Below are 19,036 nucleotides of genomic sequence, written 5' to 3' on the forward strand. Positions count from 1 at the left end.
GATGGGATCCTGCTCCTGCGGCCCGCGCGGCGAGACGTACGTCACCGATTCGTCCGCGGTGGCCGACTGCCACACCACCACGTACGTCATCCCTGCCGCAGCACACGACGCCCAGGAAGAACTGGTGGCCGCTATCGGCGAGGTCGACAACGTGCTGCACGTATCCCTCGAAACGTCCGGGGAGCACATCACCGTCACCACCGGCGGCCCACCCGACCCGGACCTGCTGGCGAAGGCTCTGGCCGAGTCCGGAGAGGGTGGCCTATCAGGGCCCGTCACCTCTCCTGAGGCAGGCCCGGTCCATGCGAAGCCGACACACTGGGACGTCGTCTAAACGCCCGGCCCGCGCACGCGCCATGGTGGGCGGCCCGGCACGCCCACGCAGCACCGCCCACGCAGCACCGCCGACGCCAGCACGCCGGCACCGCAGGGGGCAAGCAGGTGGATAACTGCTTGTGGTCAAAGTCCAGTTAGACCATGTAGGACACGGTCTTAAGTGTCAGAGGCATCGCGGACTATCGCGGCAGCCCGCCGCGTCGTTGTGAAGGTCGGTTCGTCGTCGCTCACCACCATGTCGGGGGTCTGGACGCGGATCGGGTGGACGCGCTGGTGGATGGGTTAGCGAAAGCGCGTAGCGGCGGTGAGAAGGAGATCGTCCTGGTCTCCTCAGGCGCCATCGCCGCCGGGCTCGCCCCGCTCGGCCTGCGCCGCCGACCGCGCGACCTCGCCCGCCAGCAGGCCGCGGCCAGCGTCGGCCAGGGCCTGCTCGTCGCCCGCTACACCGCCTCGTTCGCGCGGTACGGCGTACGCGTCGGCCAGGTCCTGCTCACCAGCGACGACATGGCCCGCCGCGCCCACCACCGCAACGCCTCGCGCACCCTCGACCAGCTCCTCGCCATGGGCGCGCTGCCCGTCGTCAACGAGAACGACACGGTGGCGACGGACGAGATCCGCTTCGGCGACAACGACCGCCTCGCCGCCCTCGTCGCCCACCTGGTCCGCGCGGACCTGCTCGTCCTGCTGTCCGACGTGGACGGCCTGTACGACGGGGACCCGGCCAAGCCCGAGAGCTCGCGGATAGCGGAGGTGCGCGGCCCGGACGACATCGCGCACGTCCAGATCGGCAGCGCGGGCAAGGCGGGCGTCGGCACCGGCGGCATGGTCACCAAGGTCGAGGCGGCCCGGATCGCGGCCGCCGCCGGCACCCCCGTCGTCCTCACCTCCGCCGTGCACGCCGCCGACGCACTCGCCGGGCGCGCCACCGGCACCCACTTCCACAGCACCGGCCGCCGCTCCGCCGACCGCCTGCTCTGGCTGCAGCACGCCTCGACCCCGCAGGGCGCGCTCACCCTGGACGACGGTGCGGTGCGCGCGGTCACCGAGCGGCGTACGTCGCTGCTGCCCGCCGGGATCCAGGCCGTCGAGGGCGAGTTCAGCGCGGGCGACCCGGTCGAGCTGCGGGACGCCGAGGGCCGGGCCGTCGCCCGCGGCCTGGTCAACTTCGACGCCAAGGAGATCCCCCAGCTCATCGGCCGCTCCACCCGCGAGCTCGCCAAGGATCTGGGTCCGGCGTACGAACGGGAGGTCGTCCACCGGGACGACCTCGTCGTCCTTCCTGCACCGGTGTAGTGCGTCCACCAGTTCATGCCGACCGATGCTGCAACGTAGCAGGGAGTCCGGATGGAGGCGTGAGGGTTCTCCAAGGGAGCGAGACCGGCTGGCTGGTTTCTCAGAGAAAGGTCGCTTGGGCCCGTCTAATCGGTCGTGGTGGAGCCAGCCGCCTCTTGGTGCGTGCCGTGTGCAGCTTCTTACTCCCGGGCCCCGACCGCGCAAGGTGGGCTGGACGGTCCTGGTCGTGCGACGATGCCGGTATGAATCGACTGGCTAACGAGCAGTCGCCCTACCTACTCCAGCACGCCTCCAATCCAGTGGATTGGTGGCCATGGGGAGAGGAGGCGATGACGGAAGCTAAGCGGCGGGACGTACCCATCCTCTTGAGTGTGGGCTATTCGTCCTGCCACTTATAGCTTCTGCTAATTTACTGGTGCCACGTCATGGCACACGAGTCCTTCGAGGACGAGGCGACCGCCGCCTACCTCAACGAGCACTTCGTCAGCGTCAAGGTCGACCGCGAGGAGCGGCCCGACGTCGATGCCGTCTACATGGAGGCCGTGCAGGCCGCGACCGGCCAGGGCGGCTGGCCCATGACCGTCTTCCTCACCCCGGACGCCGAACCCTTCTACTTCGGCACCTACTTCCCGCCCGAGGCTCGCCACGGCATGCCCTCCTTCCGGCAGGTCCTGCAGGGCGTCAGCGAGGCGTGGACGGGGCGCCGGGAGGAGGTCGCCGAGGTCGCGGGCAAGATCGTGCGGGACCTCGCGGGGCGTGAACTCCCGTACGGGGACACGCAGTTGCCCGGCGAGGAGCCGCTCGGCCAGGCCTTGCTCGGGCTCACCCGGGAGTACGACGCCACGCACGGCGGGTTCGGCGGCGCGCCGAAGTTCCCGGCCGCGATGGCCGTGGAATTCCTGCTCCGGCACCACGCCCGCACCGGGTCCGACGGCGCGTTGCAGATGGCCGCCGACACCTGCGAGCGGATGGCCCGCGGCGGGATCTACGACCAGCTGGGCGGCGGCTTCGCCCGCTACTCCGTGGACCGCGCGTGGGTTGTACCCCACTTCGAGAAGATGCTCTACGACAACGCCCTGCTGTCCCGCGCGTACGCGCACCTCTGGCGGGCCACCGGCAGCGAGCTCGCCAGGCGCGTCGCACTGGAGACCGCCGACTTCATGGTGCGCGAACTCCGCACGAACGAGGGCGGGTTCGCCTCCGCGCTCGACGCCGACAGCGACGACGGCAGCGGGAAGCACTTCGAGGGCGCCTACTACGTATGGACGCCCGCACAGCTGCGCGACGTACTCGGCGAGGCGGACGCCGGACTGGCCGCCGTGCACTACGGCGTGACCGACGAGGGCACCTTCGAGGCCGGCGCGTCCGTCCTCCAGCTCCCGCAGGGGGACGCCCTGTCGGACTCGGAGCGGCTCGCCTCCGTCCGCGACCGGCTGCTCGCCGCCCGCGAGGAGCGGCCGCGCCCCGGCCGCGACGACAAGGTGGTCGCCGCCTGGAACGGCCTGACGATCGCGGCGCTCGCCGAGGTGGGCGCGTACTTCGACCGGCCCGACCTGGTGGACGCGGCGATCTGCGCCGCCGATCTCCTCGTACGGCTGCACATGGGCCCGGACGCGCGCCTGGCGCGCACGTCGATGGACGGCCGTACGGGTCCGCACGCGGGGGTGCTTGAGGACTACGCCGACGTCGCCGAGGGCTTCCTCGCGCTCGCCTCCGTCACCGGGGAGGGGGTGTGGCTGGAGTTCGCCGGATTCCTGCTCGACCACGTGCTCATCGGGTTCGTGGGCGAGAACGGCGCGCTGTACGACACCGCCCACGACGCGGAGACGCTGATCCGGCGCCCGCAGGACCCGACCGACAACGCCACCCCGTCCGGCTGGACGGCGGCCGCCGGAGCACTGCTCTCGTACGCTGCGCAGACCGGCTCCGAGCCGCATCGCAGCGCCGCCGAGCGGGCGTTGGGCGTCGTCACGGCCCTCGGCCCGCGCGTCCCGCGCTTCATCGGGCACGGCCTCGCGGTCGCGGAGGCGCTGCTCGACGGGCCGCGCGAACTCGCGGTGGTCGGCGCGGCGGACGACCCGTCGCGGCGCGAGCTGCACCGGGCGGCGCTGCTCGCCACGGCGCCGGGTGCGGTGGTGGCGGTGGGCGAGCCCGACTCCGGCGAGCTGCCGCTGCTGGCCGGCCGGCCGCTGGTCGGGGGGCGGGCCGCGGCGTATGTGTGTCGCAACTTCACGTGTGACGTGCCGGTTTCGGGGGTTGAGGCGCTGCGGGAGCGGTTGGGGCGGGCGTAGGTCCTCTCCCCTGCCCGCCCCTCCCCGCCCCGCCCCTCCCCTTCCCTTCCCTCCTTTTCCTTCCCTCCCTTTCCCTTCCCTTCCCTTCCCTCCCCGACGAGGAGGCGAGGACTTCCGGGAAGGGGCGGGCAGGGGAAAACTCAGCCCGTACGGTGATCGGGAAAGCCCGCACCGCGGGCCGACGCGGAGGGGGACGCGACATGCGCGAGAGCCATCGGAGCGAGGCCGAGCGGCTGCTGGCCCGGGCCGTGGAGGAAGAGGTACGCCGCTCCGGGGGCCGCGCGGACGGGAACGTACTGCTGGGCCGGGCCCGCGGCGCCCTGGACGGGATGGCCGAGTCGGCGGCGGAGGAGTACGCCGCGTACGCGCGGGCGCTCGACGAGGCCGACGCCGGACGCCAGTCGTTCGGGCAGCGCCTCGGCCGTGAGGGCGCAACTCCCGCCCTGGTCACGGCGGTTGCCGCCGTCGCCGCCGCCCTCGCCGACCTGGCCTTCGGCACCGACACGGGCACCGCGCTCGGCGCCGGCGCGGTCGTCGCGGTCGCGGGCGCCGCCGCCACGGTCGGCAAGGTCACCGCCGCGCACGCGCCCGCCGCGCACCGCCGCGCGGGCGCCCTCGCCCGGCCGGGCGGGCCCGAGCAGATGCGGCTGCAGTGGCTGACGGCACTCGAAGTGCGCGGCATCCGGCCGTACTTGGACCAGCAGCGCGTCGTAGCCGCAAACACCGGTACGGGGACGAAGAAGCCGGTGCCGTTGCGGCGTACCGACAAGAGCGCGGCGGCCCGGCGGCGGAGCGTCCTTGAGCGGTCGTTCGCCCAACTCCCCGAGCCGGACGGCCCGTTCGCGGGGCGGCGGCAGGAGCTCGCGCGGATCGGCCAGTGGGTGCACGCGGCCCGCGCCTCGACCGAGACCCGGCCGACGGTCGTCGTGCTGCACGGCGCGCCCGGCTCGGGCCGATCCACGCTCGCGGTGCACGCGGCGCACGCGCTGCGCGACCAGTTCCGCGGCGCCTGCCTGGTGGACCTGCGCGGCGACAGCGCCACCGAGCAGCCCCGTACGACGCGGGACGCGCTCCTGCACCTCCTCAACCGGCTCGGCGCCCCGCGCGAGCAGCTGCTGTTCCGGGAGCGGTCCTCGCAGGACCAGCAGGGGAAGCGGCTGACCGAGCTGTACCACCAGCATCTGACGGGCCTGCCGGTCACGGTGATCCTGGACGACGCGAGCGACCCCGAACAGGTCCGCACCCTCGTCCCCGACCGCTCCGACAGCCTGGTCCTGGTCACCGCCCGCGCCCCGCTCGACCTGCCGGACGACCTGCCGGCCTGGGTGCACCAGCTGCCCGTCGAGGCACTGCAGGCAGCGGGCGCCGAGGACCTGCTGCGCGCGGTGGCCGAGGACGCGTCGGGCCCGTACGACGCGCAAGCGGCCGAAGACGTACGGGAGTTGTGCGGGGGCCTGCCGCTCGCGCTGCGCATCGCCGGTTCCGCGCTCGGCCCGCGCACCGCCCGGGAACTGGCCGCGGAGCTGGCGGCGTACGGCACGGAGAAACCCGTGGAGCGGGCCCTGTGGCTGCGCCACGCCGGCCTGAGCGACCCGGCGCGGCGGCTGCTGCGGCGTCTCGCACTGGCGGGCCGGGCTTCGCTGGGCGCCGCGGCGGCGGGCGCACTCCTCGACACCGACGAGCGTGCGGCCGAACGGGAGTTGGCGGCCCTGGCCCGCGCGGGCCTCGTCGACCACGTACGCGGCAGCCGCTACCGCCTGCACGACCTGGTCCGCGCCTTCGCCGCCGCCCGGCTGCGGGACGAGGAGGACCCGGCCGAGCGCACCGCCGCGCAGGAGCGCCTGATCGCCAACTACGCAGAGCTGGCCGACTCGGTGATCCGCCTGGTCGACGGCAAGACGTCGACGCGCGCCGGCACCGCCTTCCACGCGAGCGCGGTCGGCCCGCACGGCTTCACGTCCCTGGACGCGGCGCTGCGCTGGCTGGACGACGAGTCGAGCTTCATCACGGCGGCCCTGCGGCACACGGAGGGCGTCGACGAGCAGGCCGTACTGAACCTCCTCGGCGCGCTCTGCGACTACTGCCTGCTGCGCGGCGACCTCTACCGCCTGGGCGAGATCAGCGAGTTGAGCCAAGACCGTCAAGCACGGGCGCAGGGCCTGCTCGGCCGCTCCGTGCAGTGGCGCACGGGCATCGCGGCCCGCCAGCTCGGCGAGCTCGACCAGGCCCGTACGACGCTGTCCTCGGTGGTCGACCTGTACTTCGAGGCGCACCACGAGGCCGGTGCCGCCCGCGCCCTCGGCTCGCTCGGCATCACCCTGCACCACCAGGGCCGGCTCACGGACGCGGCGGCCAAGCTGCGCGAGGCCCTGGACCTGCAGCAGGCCGAGCAGCTGGCGGGCGACCGCGCCTGGACGCTGCACGCCCTCGCGGCCGTCGAACGCGACCGGGGGCACGTCGCCCAGGCCCTGGACCAGCTCACCACCGCCCTGGCCCTGCACCGGGAGAGCGGGTCCGTGCACGGCCAGGCCTGGGCCCACTTCCAGTTCGGCCAGGCCCGTCTGCGCCTCGGGGACGTACCGCGCGCGGACGAGGAGCTGGCCACCGCCCTTGAGCTGTACGGGCAGACCCGGGACGCACGCGGCGAGGCCTGGGCGCTGACCCAGCAGGCCCGCGCCCGCCTCGTCGACGGCGATCCGACGGCGGCGGTGGAGGCGCTGCGCGGGGCGGTCGCCCGGCACCGGGACAACGAGGACGCGCGCGGCGAGGCCTGGTCGCTGTACTACCTGGGCCAGGCCCTGGAGGAGACCGGCGACCTCACCGAGGCGGTCCGCGAACTGGAGCGGGCGCGCACGATGTTCTCCCGGATGCGCGACGTGTACGGCCTGGCCTGCGCCCGCCACCACTCGGCCCGCGTCACCCGCGACCAGCGGGCCGCCCAGACCGGTTCGCTGCGCAACTCCGGCTTCGCCCGGCAGCTCCTGGTCGACGCCCGCACGGACTTCCAGCGGATCGGCGTCGCGCACGGGGAGGCCTGGACGTGCCTGGAGCTGGCCGTCGTCGACGCGGGCAACGCCCGCTCCCCGCAGGCGCTCGCGCTGTGCGACGAGGCGGCGGCCCTGTTCGTCTCGTACGGGGACCGGCGGGGCGAGGACTGGGCCCGCTTCCTGCGCTGCACCCTGCTGCCGTATGCGTCGCCGGGCGGCTCGGAGATCGGCACGGCGGTCGCCGCCGAGGAACTGGCCCGGCTCACCCGCGCGGGCCACCCGCCCCGCGACCCGCAGCTGCAGGGCTACCTGCCCGCGTACGCCCTGATCCTCGACCGGGGCGTTGAACTCGAAGCGGGCTGGCAGGCCTGGCGCCTGGGCATGGTGCCGAACCGGCAGGCGCGCGAGGTGATGGGCGTGCCGGAGGTCGCGAGGTGATGGGCGTGCCGAAGGTCGCGTGACACGGCTGTGCCCCGGCCATGGGTCAGAAACCCGGTGCCGGGGCACAGGAAGCGGTCGGCTCAGCCCTGGTAGGGCTTCGCCTCCAGAATCTTCACCATCGCCATCTTCCCGTTGGGAAGCTCGTACTCGGCCTCCTCGCCGACCTTCTTCCCGCTCACGCCCTGGCCGAGGGGTGACTGCGGCGAGTACGTGGTGGTGCCCTCCGAGGCGTACTCGCGGGAGGCGAGCAGGAAGGTCAGGGTGTCGTCCTCGTCGCCGTCGAAGGCGATCGTCACGACCATGCCGGGCTCCACCACGCCGTCGTCGGCCGGGGCCTCGCCGACCTTGGCGTTCTCCAGCATCTGGGTGAGCTGGCGCACGCGGAGCTCCTGCTTGCCCTGCTCTTCCTTGGCTGCGTGATACCCGCCGTTCTCCCGCAGGTCGCCCTCCTCGCGGGCCTCCGCGATCTTGGCGGCGATCTCGGTGCGCGCGGGACCAGACAGATACTCCAGCTCGGCCTTGAGCTGGTTGTACGCCTCCTGGGTCAGCCAGGTGACGTTGTCGCTGGTCTGGGTCACAGGGTGCTCCTCGTCGGTACTGGGAATACAAAGCATCGCCCTACCCAGAAGGATGTTCCCTCACGGGTGGGCGAAACCACGAGCCTAACAATTCGGGGGCAAAAGGGGGAGGACGTTGTCCGCGCGGAAACCGCAGGGAACCTGTCGTACCAGGTCGTACCAGGTCGCAGCAGGTCTCAGCGGGCGTCGCAGAAGACCAGCTCGGCGGCCGTGGCGCGCTCGGTGGTCCGCAGCGTGACGACCTCGTTGACGACGTCCTCGCGCTGCTCGAAGGCGATGTCCTTGCGGCCGACCTCGGCGCCGGACTCGGCGAGGGCGCGCAGCGTGCACGTACCGGAGACGTCGGCGCTCTTGCGGATCTCCACGTGGACGTCGACGGACTGCGCGGAGGTCACCTTGAACTTGATGAGCTCGCCGCCGAAGGCGCTCTTGCCGGAGACGTAGTCGTAGCCGATCCAGCCGATGGTGCCGAGCAGCAGGACGCCGAGCACCGAGCCCACGGCCTTCAGCTTGCGGTCGGCGCGGTCGTCCGCGGAGCGGCCGTACCGGCCCTCGGGGAGCTGTTCGCGGACCGCGCTCATGGATCGACCTCTCAGAATGGCGTCGGGTCGGGGGTCCGGGAATTATCGGGCCCTGTCTTCGGTCACTATAGAAGCCCCCCGATGCACCCGAAGACCGAGGGCCGCCCCCTGACCGAGGGCGCCGTACACATGAGGATCGAGTCTTGACTGAGCAGCTGCGACTGATGGCGGTTCACGCGCACCCCGACGACGAGTCGAGCAAGGGCGCGGCCACCATGGCCAAGTACGTGTCCGAGGGGGTGGACGTGCTCGTGGTGACCTGCACGGGCGGCGAGCGGGGCTCCATCCTCAACCCGAAGCTCCAGGGCGACCAATTCATCGAGGAGAACATCCACGAGGTCCGCCGCAAGGAGATGGACGAGGCGCGCGAGATCCTCGGCGTCAAGCAGGAGTGGCTGGGCTTCGTCGACTCCGGGCTGCCGGAGGGCGACCCGCTGCCGCCGCTGCCGGAGGGCTGCTTCGCCCTGGAGGACGTGGAGAAGGCGGCGGGGGAGCTGGTGCGGCAGATCCGCTCGTTCCGCCCGCAGGTGATCACCACGTACGACGAGAACGGCGGCTATCCGCACCCCGATCACATCATGACGCACAAGATCTCGATGGTGGCGTTCGAGGGCGCGGCGGACGCGGAGACGTTCCCGGAGTCCGAGTTCGGGCCGGTCTTCGAGCCGCAGAAGCTGTACTACAACCAGGGCTTCAACCGCCCGCGCACGGAGGCGCTGCACGAGGCGTTGCTGTCCCGCGGTCTGGAGTCGCCGTACGGGGACTGGCTGAAGCGCTGGGACGAGTTCGAGCGGGTGGAGCGCACGCTGACCACGCATGTGCCGTGCGCAGACTTCTTCGAGATCCGGGACAAGGCGCTGATCGCGCACGCCACGCAGATCGACCCGGACGGCGGCTGGTTCCGGGTCCCGATGGAGATCCAGAAGGAGGTCTGGCCGACGGAGGAGTACGAGCTGGCGAAGTCGCTCGTCGATACTTCCCTCCCCGAGGACGACCTCTTCGCGGGCATCCGGGACAATGCCTGACATGAGCGCAAGCGCAGCAGCCAATCTGGCCATGACGCACCTCGTTCCGCTGGCCAAGGAGCTGGACGAGGACAAGGTCACCCCCGGTGTTCTCGGCTTCATCGTGTTCGCGGCTCTCGCCGTGGGCGTGTGGATGCTGATGAAGTCGATGAACCGGCACATGGGCCGCGTGAACTTCGAGGAGTCCCCGGCCCCGGAGGGCGCCGCCCCTGCGGGGGCGAAGTCCGGGTCGGGGTCGGGGTCCGGTTCGGGGTCCGGTTCGGGGTCCGGTTCGGGGTCCGGTTCGGGGTCCGAGGGCGGCACGAAGTAGTAGGCGTTCGACGAGGGCCCCGGTGCGCGGGTTGCGCCGGGGCCTGTTGTCGCACCCGGGGTGTGCCCGGGTCGTTAATCAGCGCAGGTACGTCTGCTGCCACTCGATCGAAGTCATCTTCAACGCCGCCTCCGCCAGGGCCTGGGCGGAGGCCGTCTTGAGCTTCGAGAGGCTGCTGTCGATCCAGGGCTGAACGTTTGAGCAGCCCTGTTCGCGATATTCGACGGCCTGAATCAGGCATTCGAGCTTGTCGGCGTCGTGCGCGCAGATCACTTCGAGGGAGTCGCCGTTCTCGTACTCCTCCACGATCCGCTGAGCCCCGGCCTTCACTGCCGGGTGCGCGGCCGATACCTGGTCCGCGGTGACCTTCTCGTTGCTGGCGGCTTCGAGGTAGCGCCGGCCGATGTGCGGGATGTCGCTGACGCGGGTCTCCTGGGTGTCGTGCCAGAGGCCGAGGAGTGCCGTCCTCGCGGGGTCGGCTCCCTCCATCATGGCGAGTACGGAACCGATGAGGGCCACTCTGAAGCTGTGCTCGGCGATCGTCTCGGGGTCCTTGACCCCAGCGATCCACCAGCCGGACCGCTTGGCCCGCTTCAGCATCCCCATTTCCAGCAGGAAGCCTGCCGTGCCCTTCGCCTGCTCCTGCTCTGTGTCCGCCATGCGATGCGCCCTCCGGTGTGTCACTTGCGGTTCTCGCGTGGAACGTAATGCACTGCGCTGAGTTCCCGCCTTGATCGCTGAGAGATTCCGTGGTGATCGAGGAGCCGAGTGGTGTGGGCGGACAGCTTCTCCGCCAGCTCAGGGTCCGCCAGGGGGAGCCGGCTGTGGTTCACAAGGAGAGCCCAGAGAGAGTGCACGTACAGGTCCACATACCCCGGCGCCTGATGAAGCCCGGACACAAGCCCAGTCATCAGGCGTACGGGCTCCCAGTCGGTTGGCCGCTCCCGCATGAAGCCGTCGTTCGCCTGCGGTTCCCGGATCGCCCCCAGCCAGTAGGCCCAGTAATTCAAGTTGGCGGTCTCCGCGGCGTCGTCGCCCACCATCGCCCTGTCGATGAAGTCCAACAGGGGTTGGCTGTCGCCCAGGCGTACAAGGGCCGTCGCGGTTGATCGCGCCGCCGCCCAGTGGGGCGTCCATCCACGTGCCGCGATGAGGTCGCGCCGAGCATGGAGGGCGTGCCCCATCCAGGAGGTCGCCTCCGGGGTCCGGTCGTACGAGCACAGGTAGAGCGCCTGACGGTGGAGGAGTGTGCCGTCCTCGCCAGCCCCCACGGCCGAGTCCGCGGTGTCCCTGAGGTGCGCGAAGAACGCCCCGCGGTCGGGGGAGGAGAGCAACGGAGCCTTGGCAACGGGCCCTCGTCTGGGCTTCGTTGCCCGGTTGGCGAGCGCAGGCGATGTGGTGCCGTTCAAGGCCCAAGCGATCATGTGCGCCGTGTCGCGCGTGTGGACCCAGTCCGCGAGGGGATGTCGGCCCGAGCGACCTGAGTCGAGTGGGCTCGGCGCGTCGCACACCGCACGATGAAGCCCCCACCGGGGTGGGGGCTTCTCGTCACCTCAGGGAACTCATCAGCCCGCCGCCTTGCGGTATTTCCGGACCGCAAGGGTGCGGAACAGCACCAGGATCACGACGGACCAGATGATCGAGGCCCAGATCGGGTGCTGCATGGGCCAGGCATCCGGGGTCTTGAAGCCGGGCGGCAGGTTGCCGAACAGCTCGCGGCAGGCTTGGACCGTCGTGCTGAACGGGTTCCACTCCGCGATGTGCCGAAAGACCGTGGGCAGCTTGTTCGAGTCGACGAAGGCGTTCGAGATGAACGTCAGCGGGAAGAGCCAGATCAGGCCGCCGGACGTCGCGGCCTCCGGCGTACGGACGGACAGGCCGATCAGTGCGCCGATCCACGAGAAGGCGTACCCGAGCAGGAGCAGCAGGGCAAACCCGACGAGGACCTTGCCGAAGCTCTCGTGGGTGCGCCAGCCGATGAGCAGGGCCACACCGGCGAGCACGACGAGGGTCAGCGCGGTCTGCACCAGGTCGGCGAGCGTACGACCGGTGAGGACGGCGCCGCGGGCCATCGGCAGCGAGCGGAACCGGTCGATGAGGCCCTTGTGCATGTCGTCGGCGATGCCCGCGCCGGCGCCCGCGGTGGCGAACGTGACGGTCTGGGCGAAGATGCCGGCCATCAGGAACTCACGGTAGGCCTGCGAGGAGATCGAACTGCCGACCTGGATGGATCCGCCGAAGACGTACGTGAACAGGACCACGAACATGATCGGCTGGATGAGTCCGAAGAGGACGATCTCCGGGATCCGGGTCATACGGATCAGGTTCCGCCGGGCGACGACCAGGGAGTCCCTGATCGACTGGCCGACCCCGCCCGCGGGTCTCGGCGCGAGCTGCGCCGCCTCGGTCACGGCAGTCACTTCACGTCCTCCTTCTCGGCGTCGTCGCCCGCGGCGTCCTGCACCTCGGCCGCGTGGCCGGTGAGGGAGATGAACACGTCGTCCAGGGTGGGGCGGCGCAGGCCGATGTCGTCGATCTCGATGCCGCGGGCGTCCAGTTCGCGGATGACCTCGGCGAGCAGCTTGGCGCCGCCGGTGACGGGGACGGTCAGCTTGCGGGTGTGCTCCTCGACGGTGGCACCGCCGCCGCCCTTGGCGAAGGCGCGCAGCACCTCCTCGGCGGGGGCGATGTGGCCGCGCTCGTGCACGACGACCTCGACGCGCTCGCCGCCGGTCCTGGCCTTGAGCTGGTCGGAGGTGCCGCGGGCGATGACCCGGCCGTGGTCGACGACGCAGATGTCGTGCGCCAGGTGGTCGGCCTCCTCCAGGTACTGCGTGGTCAGGAGCAGGGTCGTGCCGCCGCCGACCAGGTCTTTGATGACCTCCCAGAGGGCCTGCCGGTTGCGCGGGTCGAGGCCGGTGGTGGGCTCGTCCATGAACATCACCGGGGGCCGGACGACCAGGGCGGCGGCGAGGTCGAGGCGGCGGCGCATGCCTCCGGAGTACGTCTTGGAGGGGCGGTCGGCGGCGTCGGCGAGGCCGAACTGCTCCAGGAGTTCACCGGCCCGCCGCTTCGCCGCCTTGGCGCTCATCTGGTAGAGCTGGCCGACCATCTGGAGGTTCTCACGGCCCGTCAGGTACTCGTCGACAGCGGCGAACTGGCCGGAGAGGCCGATGGAGCGGCGGACCTCGTTGGGGTGCGCCAGGACGTCGATACCGGCGACCACCGCCCGGCCCGCGTCCGGGGTGAGGAGGGTGGCGAGGCAGCGGACCGCGGTGGTCTTGCCCGCGCCGTTGGGTCCGAGGAGGCCGAGGACGGTTCCTTCGGGGACGTCGAGGTCGACGCCGTCCAGAGCCTTGACGTCACCGAAGTGCTTGACCAGCCCCTCGGCGTAGATGGCGCCTGGCATGAGGTTCCCCCAGTGATTTTGGGTGATTTCCTAAGCGAATTTTAGGTATGCGGGATTCGTTCCGCCCGAGGGCGGCGGTGCCCGAGCACTTCACCGTAACGCGATACATCGCGTCTACTCAAGTGGTTTTCCACGTGCGGGTTTTGGCGCCCTGCCCGGGAGCACGAGGTATATCGCGATACTCCGGGGACGGGGGCGTGCGGGGCTGGGGGCCGGGTGCCGTGCGGGGCTCACGGCATGACCGTGACCCCCGGGACGGGCGGTGCGGGGGCCGGGGGCCTCACGGCATGACCGTGTACCCCGCCTCCCGCAGGGCCGCGCCCACCTCGGCGCAGTGCTCGGGTCCCTTCGTCTCCAGGTGCAGCTCGACCTCCACCTCCGTGAGGCCGAGGCGCGGATCGGTCCGTACGTGGCCGACGTCCAGGACGTTGGCGTCCACCACCGTCAGCACGCCGAGCAGCGTGGCGAGCGCCCCCGGCCGGTCGGTCAGGCGCAGCCGCAGCGACAGGTACCGGCCCGCCGCCGCCATGCCGTGCCGCAGGATGCGCTGCATCAGGAGCGGGTCCACGTTGCCGCCGGAGAGCACCGCGACCACCGGCCCCTCCACCGACTCCGGCTCCCCGAGCAGCGCCGCGACCGGGCTGGCCCCGGCCGGCTCCACGACCAGCTTGGCCCGCTCCAGGCAGAGCAGCAGCGCGCTGGAGAGGGCGTCCTCGGAGACCGTGCGGACCTCGTCCACCAGCTCGTCGACGATCTGGAACGGCACGTCCCCGGGGCGGCCCACCTTGATGCCGTCGGCCATCGTCGCCGGGTGGTCGATCGCCACCGGGCGCCCGGCCGCGAGCGAGGGCGGGTAGGCGGCCGCGCCCGCCGCCTGCACGCCGATCACCTTCACGTCGGGGCGCAGCGCCTTGACCGCCACCGCGATGCCCGCCGCGAGCCCGCCGCCGCCGACGCCGACCAGGATCGTGCGGACCTCCGGGCACTGCTCCAGGATCTCCAGGCCGACCGTGCCCTGGCCCGCGATGACGTCCCGGTGGTCGAAGGGGTGGATGAACACGGCGCCCGTGTCGCGCGCGTAGTCCTCCGCCGCCGCGAGCGTCTCGTCGACCACCGTGCCCTGCAGCCGCACCTCCGCCCCGTACTCCCGGGTCGCCGCGACCTTCGGCAGCGGGGCGGCCTTCGGCATGAACACCGTGGACCGCACGCCGAGCAGCGAGGAGGCGAGCGCGACGCCCTGCGCGTGGTTGCCGGCGCTCGCCGCGACCACCCCGGCGGCCCGCTCCTCCGCGATCAGGCCCGCGATCCTGACGTACGCGCCACGCAGCTTGAACGAGCCGGTGCGCTGCAGGTTCTCGCACTTGAAGTGGACCGGCGCGCCGACCAGCTGCGACAGGTGCCGGCTGCCCTCCATCGCGGTCACCCGCGCGACCCCGGCCAGCATCTTCTGCGCGCCGCGCACGTCGTCCAGGGTCACGGTCGGCCAGGGGTCGGGCGTGCTGTACGTCATGACCTCAAGTCTCGCACCGGGAGCGGGCCGGGCCCGGACGCGGCTCGGACGTGGCCCGGACGTGGCCCGGACGCGGCTCGGACGTGGCCCGGACGTGGCCCGGACGCGGCTCGGACGTGGCTCGGACTGCGAGATGGTTCGCGCAGCGCAGGTACGGGCGGGCCGATCGCCGCGTACCCTGTCCCCCAACCCACCGACGACGTACGAAGTGAGCCCCCGGCCATGCCCACACCTTCGGACATGACGACCGACCCGCAGAGCGGCACCCCGGAGCTTCCCGGCCTCCTCGACCACCTCCAGCACGAGGTGGCGGTCTTCGCGCGCCGCGCGGAGCAGACCCGGCTCGGCGGGGTCGGCCAGGTCCGCAACTCCATGGACCGCGCCGCGTACCTGCTGCTCAACCGCCTCGACAGCGAAGGTCCGATGGGCGTCAAGGCGCTCGCCGCGAGCATGGGCATCGACTCGTCCACGGTCACCCGGCAGGTCGCCCCGCTCGTCGAGTCCGGCCTGGTCAAGCGGACCTCGCACCCGGAAGACGGGCGCGCCGTGGTGCTCCAGCTGTCGCCGCGCGGCCAGTCCAGGCTCGACGAGGTGCGGGCGTCGCGGCGCGAGCTGATGGCGCAGCTGACTCAGGACTGGGCGCCGCAGGAGCGCGAGGCGTTCTGCACGCTGCTGACGCGGTTCAACGCGGCGCTCTCGGCACGGCACGGTTCCGGCACGGAGTAGTCCCCGGTCGTTCCCGGTCGTTCTTCTCGGTCGTTCCCGGTCGTTCTTCTCGGTCGTTCCCGGTCGTTCCCGCAGGCTTGATTTTGCTCCCCGGCCGCGCCTTCATAGAAGAACACGGTTCGGGAGGCGCGCGGTGCGTCAGCGACAGGCTCGGCATGCTCGGCAGGCTCGACAGCGTCAACAGGACCTCCACGCCCGGGAGTTCGAGGCGTTCGTCGCGGGCGCGGCCGGCCGGCTGCTGCACGCTGCCACGCTGCTCACCGCCGAACCCCCCGACGCCAACCCTCGCGCCCGGAGCCTGCTCACCGCCGCCCTGGCGCAGACGTACGCCTCCTGGGACCGGCTGCGCGGCGAGGACCCGTACGACCGCGCGCGGCAGGAGCTGGCCGCGCGCTTCGCCCGGTCCGCCTGGCGCGCGCACCACGGCCGGGGCGGGGTGCTCAGCGCGCTCGGCCCGCAGGAACGCCTTGTCGTGGTGCTGCGGCTCGGTGAGGGCGTGGCCGAGGAGCAGACCGCGGCGCTGCTCGGGCTGCCCGTGGAGCGCGTCCGCGCGATCTGCGCCCGCGCCGTGGCCGCCCTGACGAGCCCGCCCCGTACGCGCGGTGCCGCGCCGCCCGCCACGATGACCGGGGCCCCGCCATGAGGGCCGAGCGCAGGGAGGACCGGGTGCGGCGCCTCCTCGACGGGCCGCACCCGGCCGTGCCGCCCGAGCTGGGCATCGAGGCGATGCGCCGGGGCGCGCGCCGGGGGCGCCGGCGCGCACGCGCGCGGCGGCTGCTGTGGCTGGTGCTGTCGGTGGCGTTCCTGGCGTTCGCGGTGTGGGCGGGCGTGGAACAGCCGTGGAACCCGCCACCCGCGGAGACGACACCGCCGCTGGACGGCTGGTAGCTCCCTCTCAGGGCGTACGTACCCCTCAGGGCGTACGTACCCCTCAGGGCGTACGGGAAAAGGGCTACGGGAAACGGGAAACGGGCTACGGGCTACGGGCTACGGGCTACGGGAAACGGCATACGGGAAACGGCATACGGAAAAGGGGTACGGGAGCCCGAAATCCCGTACCCCTCGGACAAGTTGCTGTGTCACCTAGCCCAGCGCGCGGCGCAGATCCGCCACCAGGTCGGCGCTGTTCTCGATGCCCACCGAGAGGCGCACCAGGTCCGACGGGACCTCCAGGGGCGAGCCCGCCGCCGAGGCGTGCGTCATCCGGCCGGGGTGCTCGATCAGCGACTCCACGCCGCCGAGGGACTCCCCGAGCGTGAACACCTGGGCCCGGTTGCAGACCTCGACCGCCGCCTCCTCGCCGCCCTCGACCCGGAACGACACCATGCCGCCGAAGGACCGCATCTGCTTGACGGCCACGTCGTGCCCGGGGTGGTCCGGCAGGCCCGGGTACAGGACACGCGTCACGCGCGCGTGCTGCGTGAGCATCTCCGCGACCCGCTCCGCGTTCTCGCTGTGCCGGTCCATGCGCACGGCGAGGGTCTTGATGCCGCGAAGGACCAGCCACGCGTCGAAGGGCCCGGCGACCGCGCCCATCGCGTTCTGGTGGTACGCCAACTCCTCACCCAGATCCGGGTCGTTGACGATCAGCGCACCGCCGACGACGTCCGAGTGGCCGCCCATGTACTTGGTGGTCGAGTGCACCACCACGTCCGCGCCGAGCGCGAGGGGCTGCTGCAGATACGGGCTCGCGAAGGTGTTGTCGACGACGAGCCGCGCACCGGCCGAGCGGGCCACCGCCGCGAGCGCCGCGATGTCGCTGATGCCGAGCAGCGGGTTGCTGGGCGTCTCCACCCAGATCGCCTTCGTACGGTCCGTGACCGCCGCGCGGACCGCCGCCGGGTCGCTGGTGTCGGCGACGGAGAACTCCACGCCCCAGCGCGAGACGACCTTCGCGAACAGCCGGAACGTGCCGCCGTACGCGTCGTCCGGGATCACCACGTGGTCGCCGGGCACGAGCAGCGTGCGCAGCAGGCAGTCCTCGGCGGCCAGGCCCGAGGCGAAGGCGAGGCCGCGCCGGCCGCCCTCCAGGGCCGCCAGGTTCTCCTCCAGGGCGGTCCGCGTCGGATTGGCGCTGCGGCTGTACTCGTAGCCGCCGCGCAGGCCGCCGACGCCGTCCTGCTTGTACGTCGAGACCTGGTAGATCGGCGGTACGACGGCGCCCGTCAGCGGGTCCGCGGTGTTGCCCGCGTGGATGGCGAGCGTCTCGAAGCTCCCGCCGCTGCAGGCGGGGCCGTTGCTGTCACTGCTGTGCGTGTCGGTCATGCCGCCCGAGCGTAGTCCCCGGATCCCGGACTGGTTCGTCGTTTGTCAGTGGCGTCTGGTTCGCTTGTACGTATGGACATTCTCTGGGTTCTGTTGGGCCTTCTCATGCTCGGTGCGGCGCTCGGGCCGTTCCTGTTCCGCAGGCGCGGCGGCATCCAGCTGGCCGAGCCGGGCTCGCCGGACGCGGCGGACCCGGCGAACTACGGCTTCGCGCGCGAGGAGGAGCTCGACATCCGCATGCCGGGTCCCGACCAGGACCTGATCGACGTCCTGGACGTGGTGCAGCGCACCCAGGACTGGAAGTACGCCGCGCAGCTCCTCGCCGGCACCGAGAAGGAGGGCGAGGTGCGCCTGCAGCGCGTGCAGGCCTTCGCGGGCGCGGCCTCCCTGGAGCTGGCGGAGCGGCCGGGCGGCGTCTCCGACTCCCCGGGCGGGCAGTGGCTGCGGGTCTGGCGGGCCGAGTCGCCGAAGGACGCGGGCGGCGCGGCCGTGCACGCCGAGTTCCTGGTGCAGCAGGCGTTCCGCACGGCGCAGCCCGGCACCGACGAGTACAGAATCATCCTCGAAGAGGCCAGGGCCGCCTGCGCGGAAGCGGCCCTGCTGGCCCCCGGCGACCCGGTGCCGTACATCACGGAGCTGGCCGTCGCGCGTGGACTGGCCTACTCCCGCGAGGAGTTCGACCAGCTCTGGCTGAAGATCCTGGACCGCGCCCCGCAGCACATGGGCGCGCACCTCGCCGCGCTCCCCTGGTTCAGCGAGAAGTGGCACGGCTCGCGGGAGGGGGCGTACGAGTTCGCGGAGGCCGCCGCCGCCCGCGCCCCGCAGGGTTCGCTGCTCGCCGCCCTGCCCCTCTTCGCGGTCTTCGAGCACCTGCCCGAGGTCAACATGGTCAGCGGCCTCTGGAAGAGCGAGGTGGTCCGCAAGGCCGTCGAGGGCGCCCAGTTCGCGGAGCATTCCACGCGGTCGGTCCGGCCGGACGACCCGATGCTGGCGCCGGTGCGGCACCTGCTTGTGTGGTTCCTGGTCGTCTCCGAGCGGTGGGCCGAGGCCATGCACCAGCTGGTCACGGTCGACGGCCATGTGGGCGCGCTGCCGTGGACGCTGTCCCCGGACCCGGCCGCGGCGTACGCGGTGATGCGGGCGCTGGCGGTCGCCGGGTACGAGGCGAACGGCGGCAGCCCGGCGACACTCCCGCACTGAACCCGGGGCCCGGGGCCCGCGGCCCGGGGCCCGGGGGCCCCGGGGGGGGGCCCCCGCCCCCCCCCCGGGGGGGGGGGGCCCCCC

16 protein-coding genes and 2 pseudogenes are annotated in these 19,036 nt (G+C 72.1%); 10 read left to right on the forward strand and 8 right to left on the reverse strand.

Annotation, left to right across the window (positions count from 1 at the left end; all coding sequences use genetic code 11):
• The first annotated feature begins 1 nt into the window (after position 1).
• The 4 genes and pseudogenes from QIS99_RS24665 to QIS99_RS24680 all read left to right on the forward strand — a co-directional run bounded on the left by QIS99_RS24665 (position 2) and on the right by QIS99_RS24680 (position 7,345).
• Positions 2–334: a hypothetical protein gene (locus QIS99_RS24665; RefSeq protein WP_282515829.1), complete on the forward strand. Its 333-nt coding sequence runs from the start codon at positions 2–4 to the stop codon at positions 332–334.
• Between the two features lie 183 nt (positions 335–517).
• Positions 518–1,629 (forward strand): annotated as a pseudogene (gene proB / locus QIS99_RS24670) (glutamate 5-kinase).
• A 242-nt stretch (positions 1,630–1,871) separates the two neighbouring features.
• Positions 1,872–3,920, forward strand: a pseudogene (locus QIS99_RS24675) (thioredoxin domain-containing protein).
• Positions 3,921–4,120: 200 nt separating this feature from the next.
• Positions 4,121–7,345: a tetratricopeptide repeat protein gene (locus QIS99_RS24680; RefSeq protein WP_282515830.1), complete on the forward strand. Its 3,225-nt coding sequence runs from the start codon at positions 4,121–4,123 to the stop codon at positions 7,343–7,345.
• An 83-nt stretch (positions 7,346–7,428) separates the two neighbouring features.
• Here the strand turns inward: QIS99_RS24680 and greA are convergent, their stop codons facing one another.
• Positions 7,429–7,926: a transcription elongation factor GreA gene (greA, locus tag QIS99_RS24685; protein ID WP_282515831.1), complete on the reverse strand. Its 498-nt coding sequence runs from the start codon at positions 7,924–7,926 to the stop codon at positions 7,429–7,431.
• A 176-nt stretch (positions 7,927–8,102) separates the two neighbouring features.
• Positions 8,103–8,507, reverse strand: a complete 405-nt coding sequence (locus QIS99_RS24690) for a DUF4307 domain-containing protein (protein ID WP_282515832.1) — start codon at positions 8,505–8,507, stop codon at positions 8,103–8,105.
• Positions 8,508–8,650: 143 nt separating this feature from the next.
• Here QIS99_RS24690 and mca point away from each other — a divergent pair, with 143 nt between their 5' ends.
• Positions 8,651–9,532, forward strand: a complete 882-nt coding sequence (gene mca / locus QIS99_RS24695) for a mycothiol conjugate amidase Mca (protein ID WP_282515833.1) — start codon at positions 8,651–8,653, stop codon at positions 9,530–9,532.
• Entirely contained in the window at positions 9,525–9,842 is a 318-nt protein-coding gene (locus tag QIS99_RS24700; RefSeq protein WP_282515834.1) for a hypothetical protein, read from the forward strand. Before mca ends, QIS99_RS24700 begins: the two co-directional genes overlap by 8 nt.
• A gap of 78 nt (positions 9,843–9,920) precedes the next feature.
• On the opposite strand, the gene QIS99_RS24705 is transcribed toward QIS99_RS24700, so the two are convergent.
• From QIS99_RS24705 to ilvA, 5 genes are all read right to left on the reverse strand, one after another.
• On the reverse strand, positions 9,921–10,502 hold the full coding sequence (locus tag QIS99_RS24705) for an HD domain-containing protein (protein ID WP_282515835.1): 582 nt from the start codon (positions 10,500–10,502) through the stop codon (positions 9,921–9,923).
• Between the two features lie 20 nt (positions 10,503–10,522).
• The gene (locus QIS99_RS24710) at positions 10,523–11,176 is read right to left on the reverse strand and encodes a transcriptional regulator (RefSeq protein WP_282515836.1); all 654 of its coding nucleotides are present in this window, start codon (positions 11,174–11,176) and stop codon (positions 10,523–10,525) included.
• Positions 11,177–11,407: 231 nt separating this feature from the next.
• Positions 11,408–12,262 (reverse strand): ABC transporter permease, encoded by an 855-nt coding sequence (locus QIS99_RS24715; RefSeq protein ID WP_282515837.1) that lies wholly within the window; start codon positions 12,260–12,262, stop codon positions 11,408–11,410.
• Positions 12,259–13,251, reverse strand: coding sequence for an ATP-binding cassette domain-containing protein (locus tag QIS99_RS24720; protein WP_282515838.1), 993 nt, complete (start codon positions 13,249–13,251; stop codon positions 12,259–12,261). The genes QIS99_RS24715 and QIS99_RS24720 overlap by 4 nt, the downstream gene beginning before the upstream one ends.
• A 280-nt stretch (positions 13,252–13,531) precedes the next feature.
• Positions 13,532–14,761 (reverse strand): threonine ammonia-lyase, encoded by a 1,230-nt coding sequence (gene ilvA / locus QIS99_RS24725; RefSeq protein WP_282515839.1) that lies wholly within the window; start codon positions 14,759–14,761, stop codon positions 13,532–13,534.
• 222 nt (positions 14,762–14,983) lie between these two features.
• On the opposite strand from ilvA, the gene QIS99_RS24730 reads away from it, so the two are divergent.
• The 3 genes from QIS99_RS24730 (at position 14,984) to QIS99_RS24740 (ending at position 16,375) form a co-directional block, all read left to right on the forward strand.
• Entirely contained in the window at positions 14,984–15,487 is a 504-nt protein-coding gene (locus QIS99_RS24730) for a MarR family winged helix-turn-helix transcriptional regulator (RefSeq protein WP_282515840.1), read from the forward strand.
• Between the two features lie 133 nt (positions 15,488–15,620).
• Complete coding sequence (locus tag QIS99_RS24735; protein ID WP_282515841.1) at positions 15,621–16,130, forward strand: sigma factor-like helix-turn-helix DNA-binding protein; 510 nt, start codon at positions 15,621–15,623, stop codon at positions 16,128–16,130.
• Positions 16,127–16,375, forward strand: coding sequence for a hypothetical protein (locus QIS99_RS24740; protein WP_282515842.1), 249 nt, complete (start codon positions 16,127–16,129; stop codon positions 16,373–16,375). The genes QIS99_RS24735 and QIS99_RS24740 overlap by 4 nt, the downstream gene beginning before the upstream one ends.
• A 195-nt stretch (positions 16,376–16,570) precedes the next feature.
• Here QIS99_RS24740 and QIS99_RS24745 read toward each other — a convergent pair whose 3' ends face one another.
• Complete coding sequence (locus QIS99_RS24745) at positions 16,571–17,752, reverse strand: cystathionine gamma-synthase (protein ID WP_282515843.1); 1,182 nt, start codon at positions 17,750–17,752, stop codon at positions 16,571–16,573.
• A 72-nt stretch (positions 17,753–17,824) separates the two neighbouring features.
• On the opposite strand from QIS99_RS24745, the gene QIS99_RS24750 reads away from it, so the two are divergent.
• Positions 17,825–18,952, forward strand: a complete 1,128-nt coding sequence (locus tag QIS99_RS24750; RefSeq protein WP_282515844.1) for a hypothetical protein — start codon at positions 17,825–17,827, stop codon at positions 18,950–18,952.
• Positions 18,953–19,036 lie beyond the last annotated feature (84 nt).

The organism is Streptomyces solicavernae, assembly GCF_029968095.1.
GTDB lineage: Bacteria > Actinomycetota > Actinomycetes > Streptomycetales > Streptomycetaceae > Streptomyces > Streptomyces solicavernae.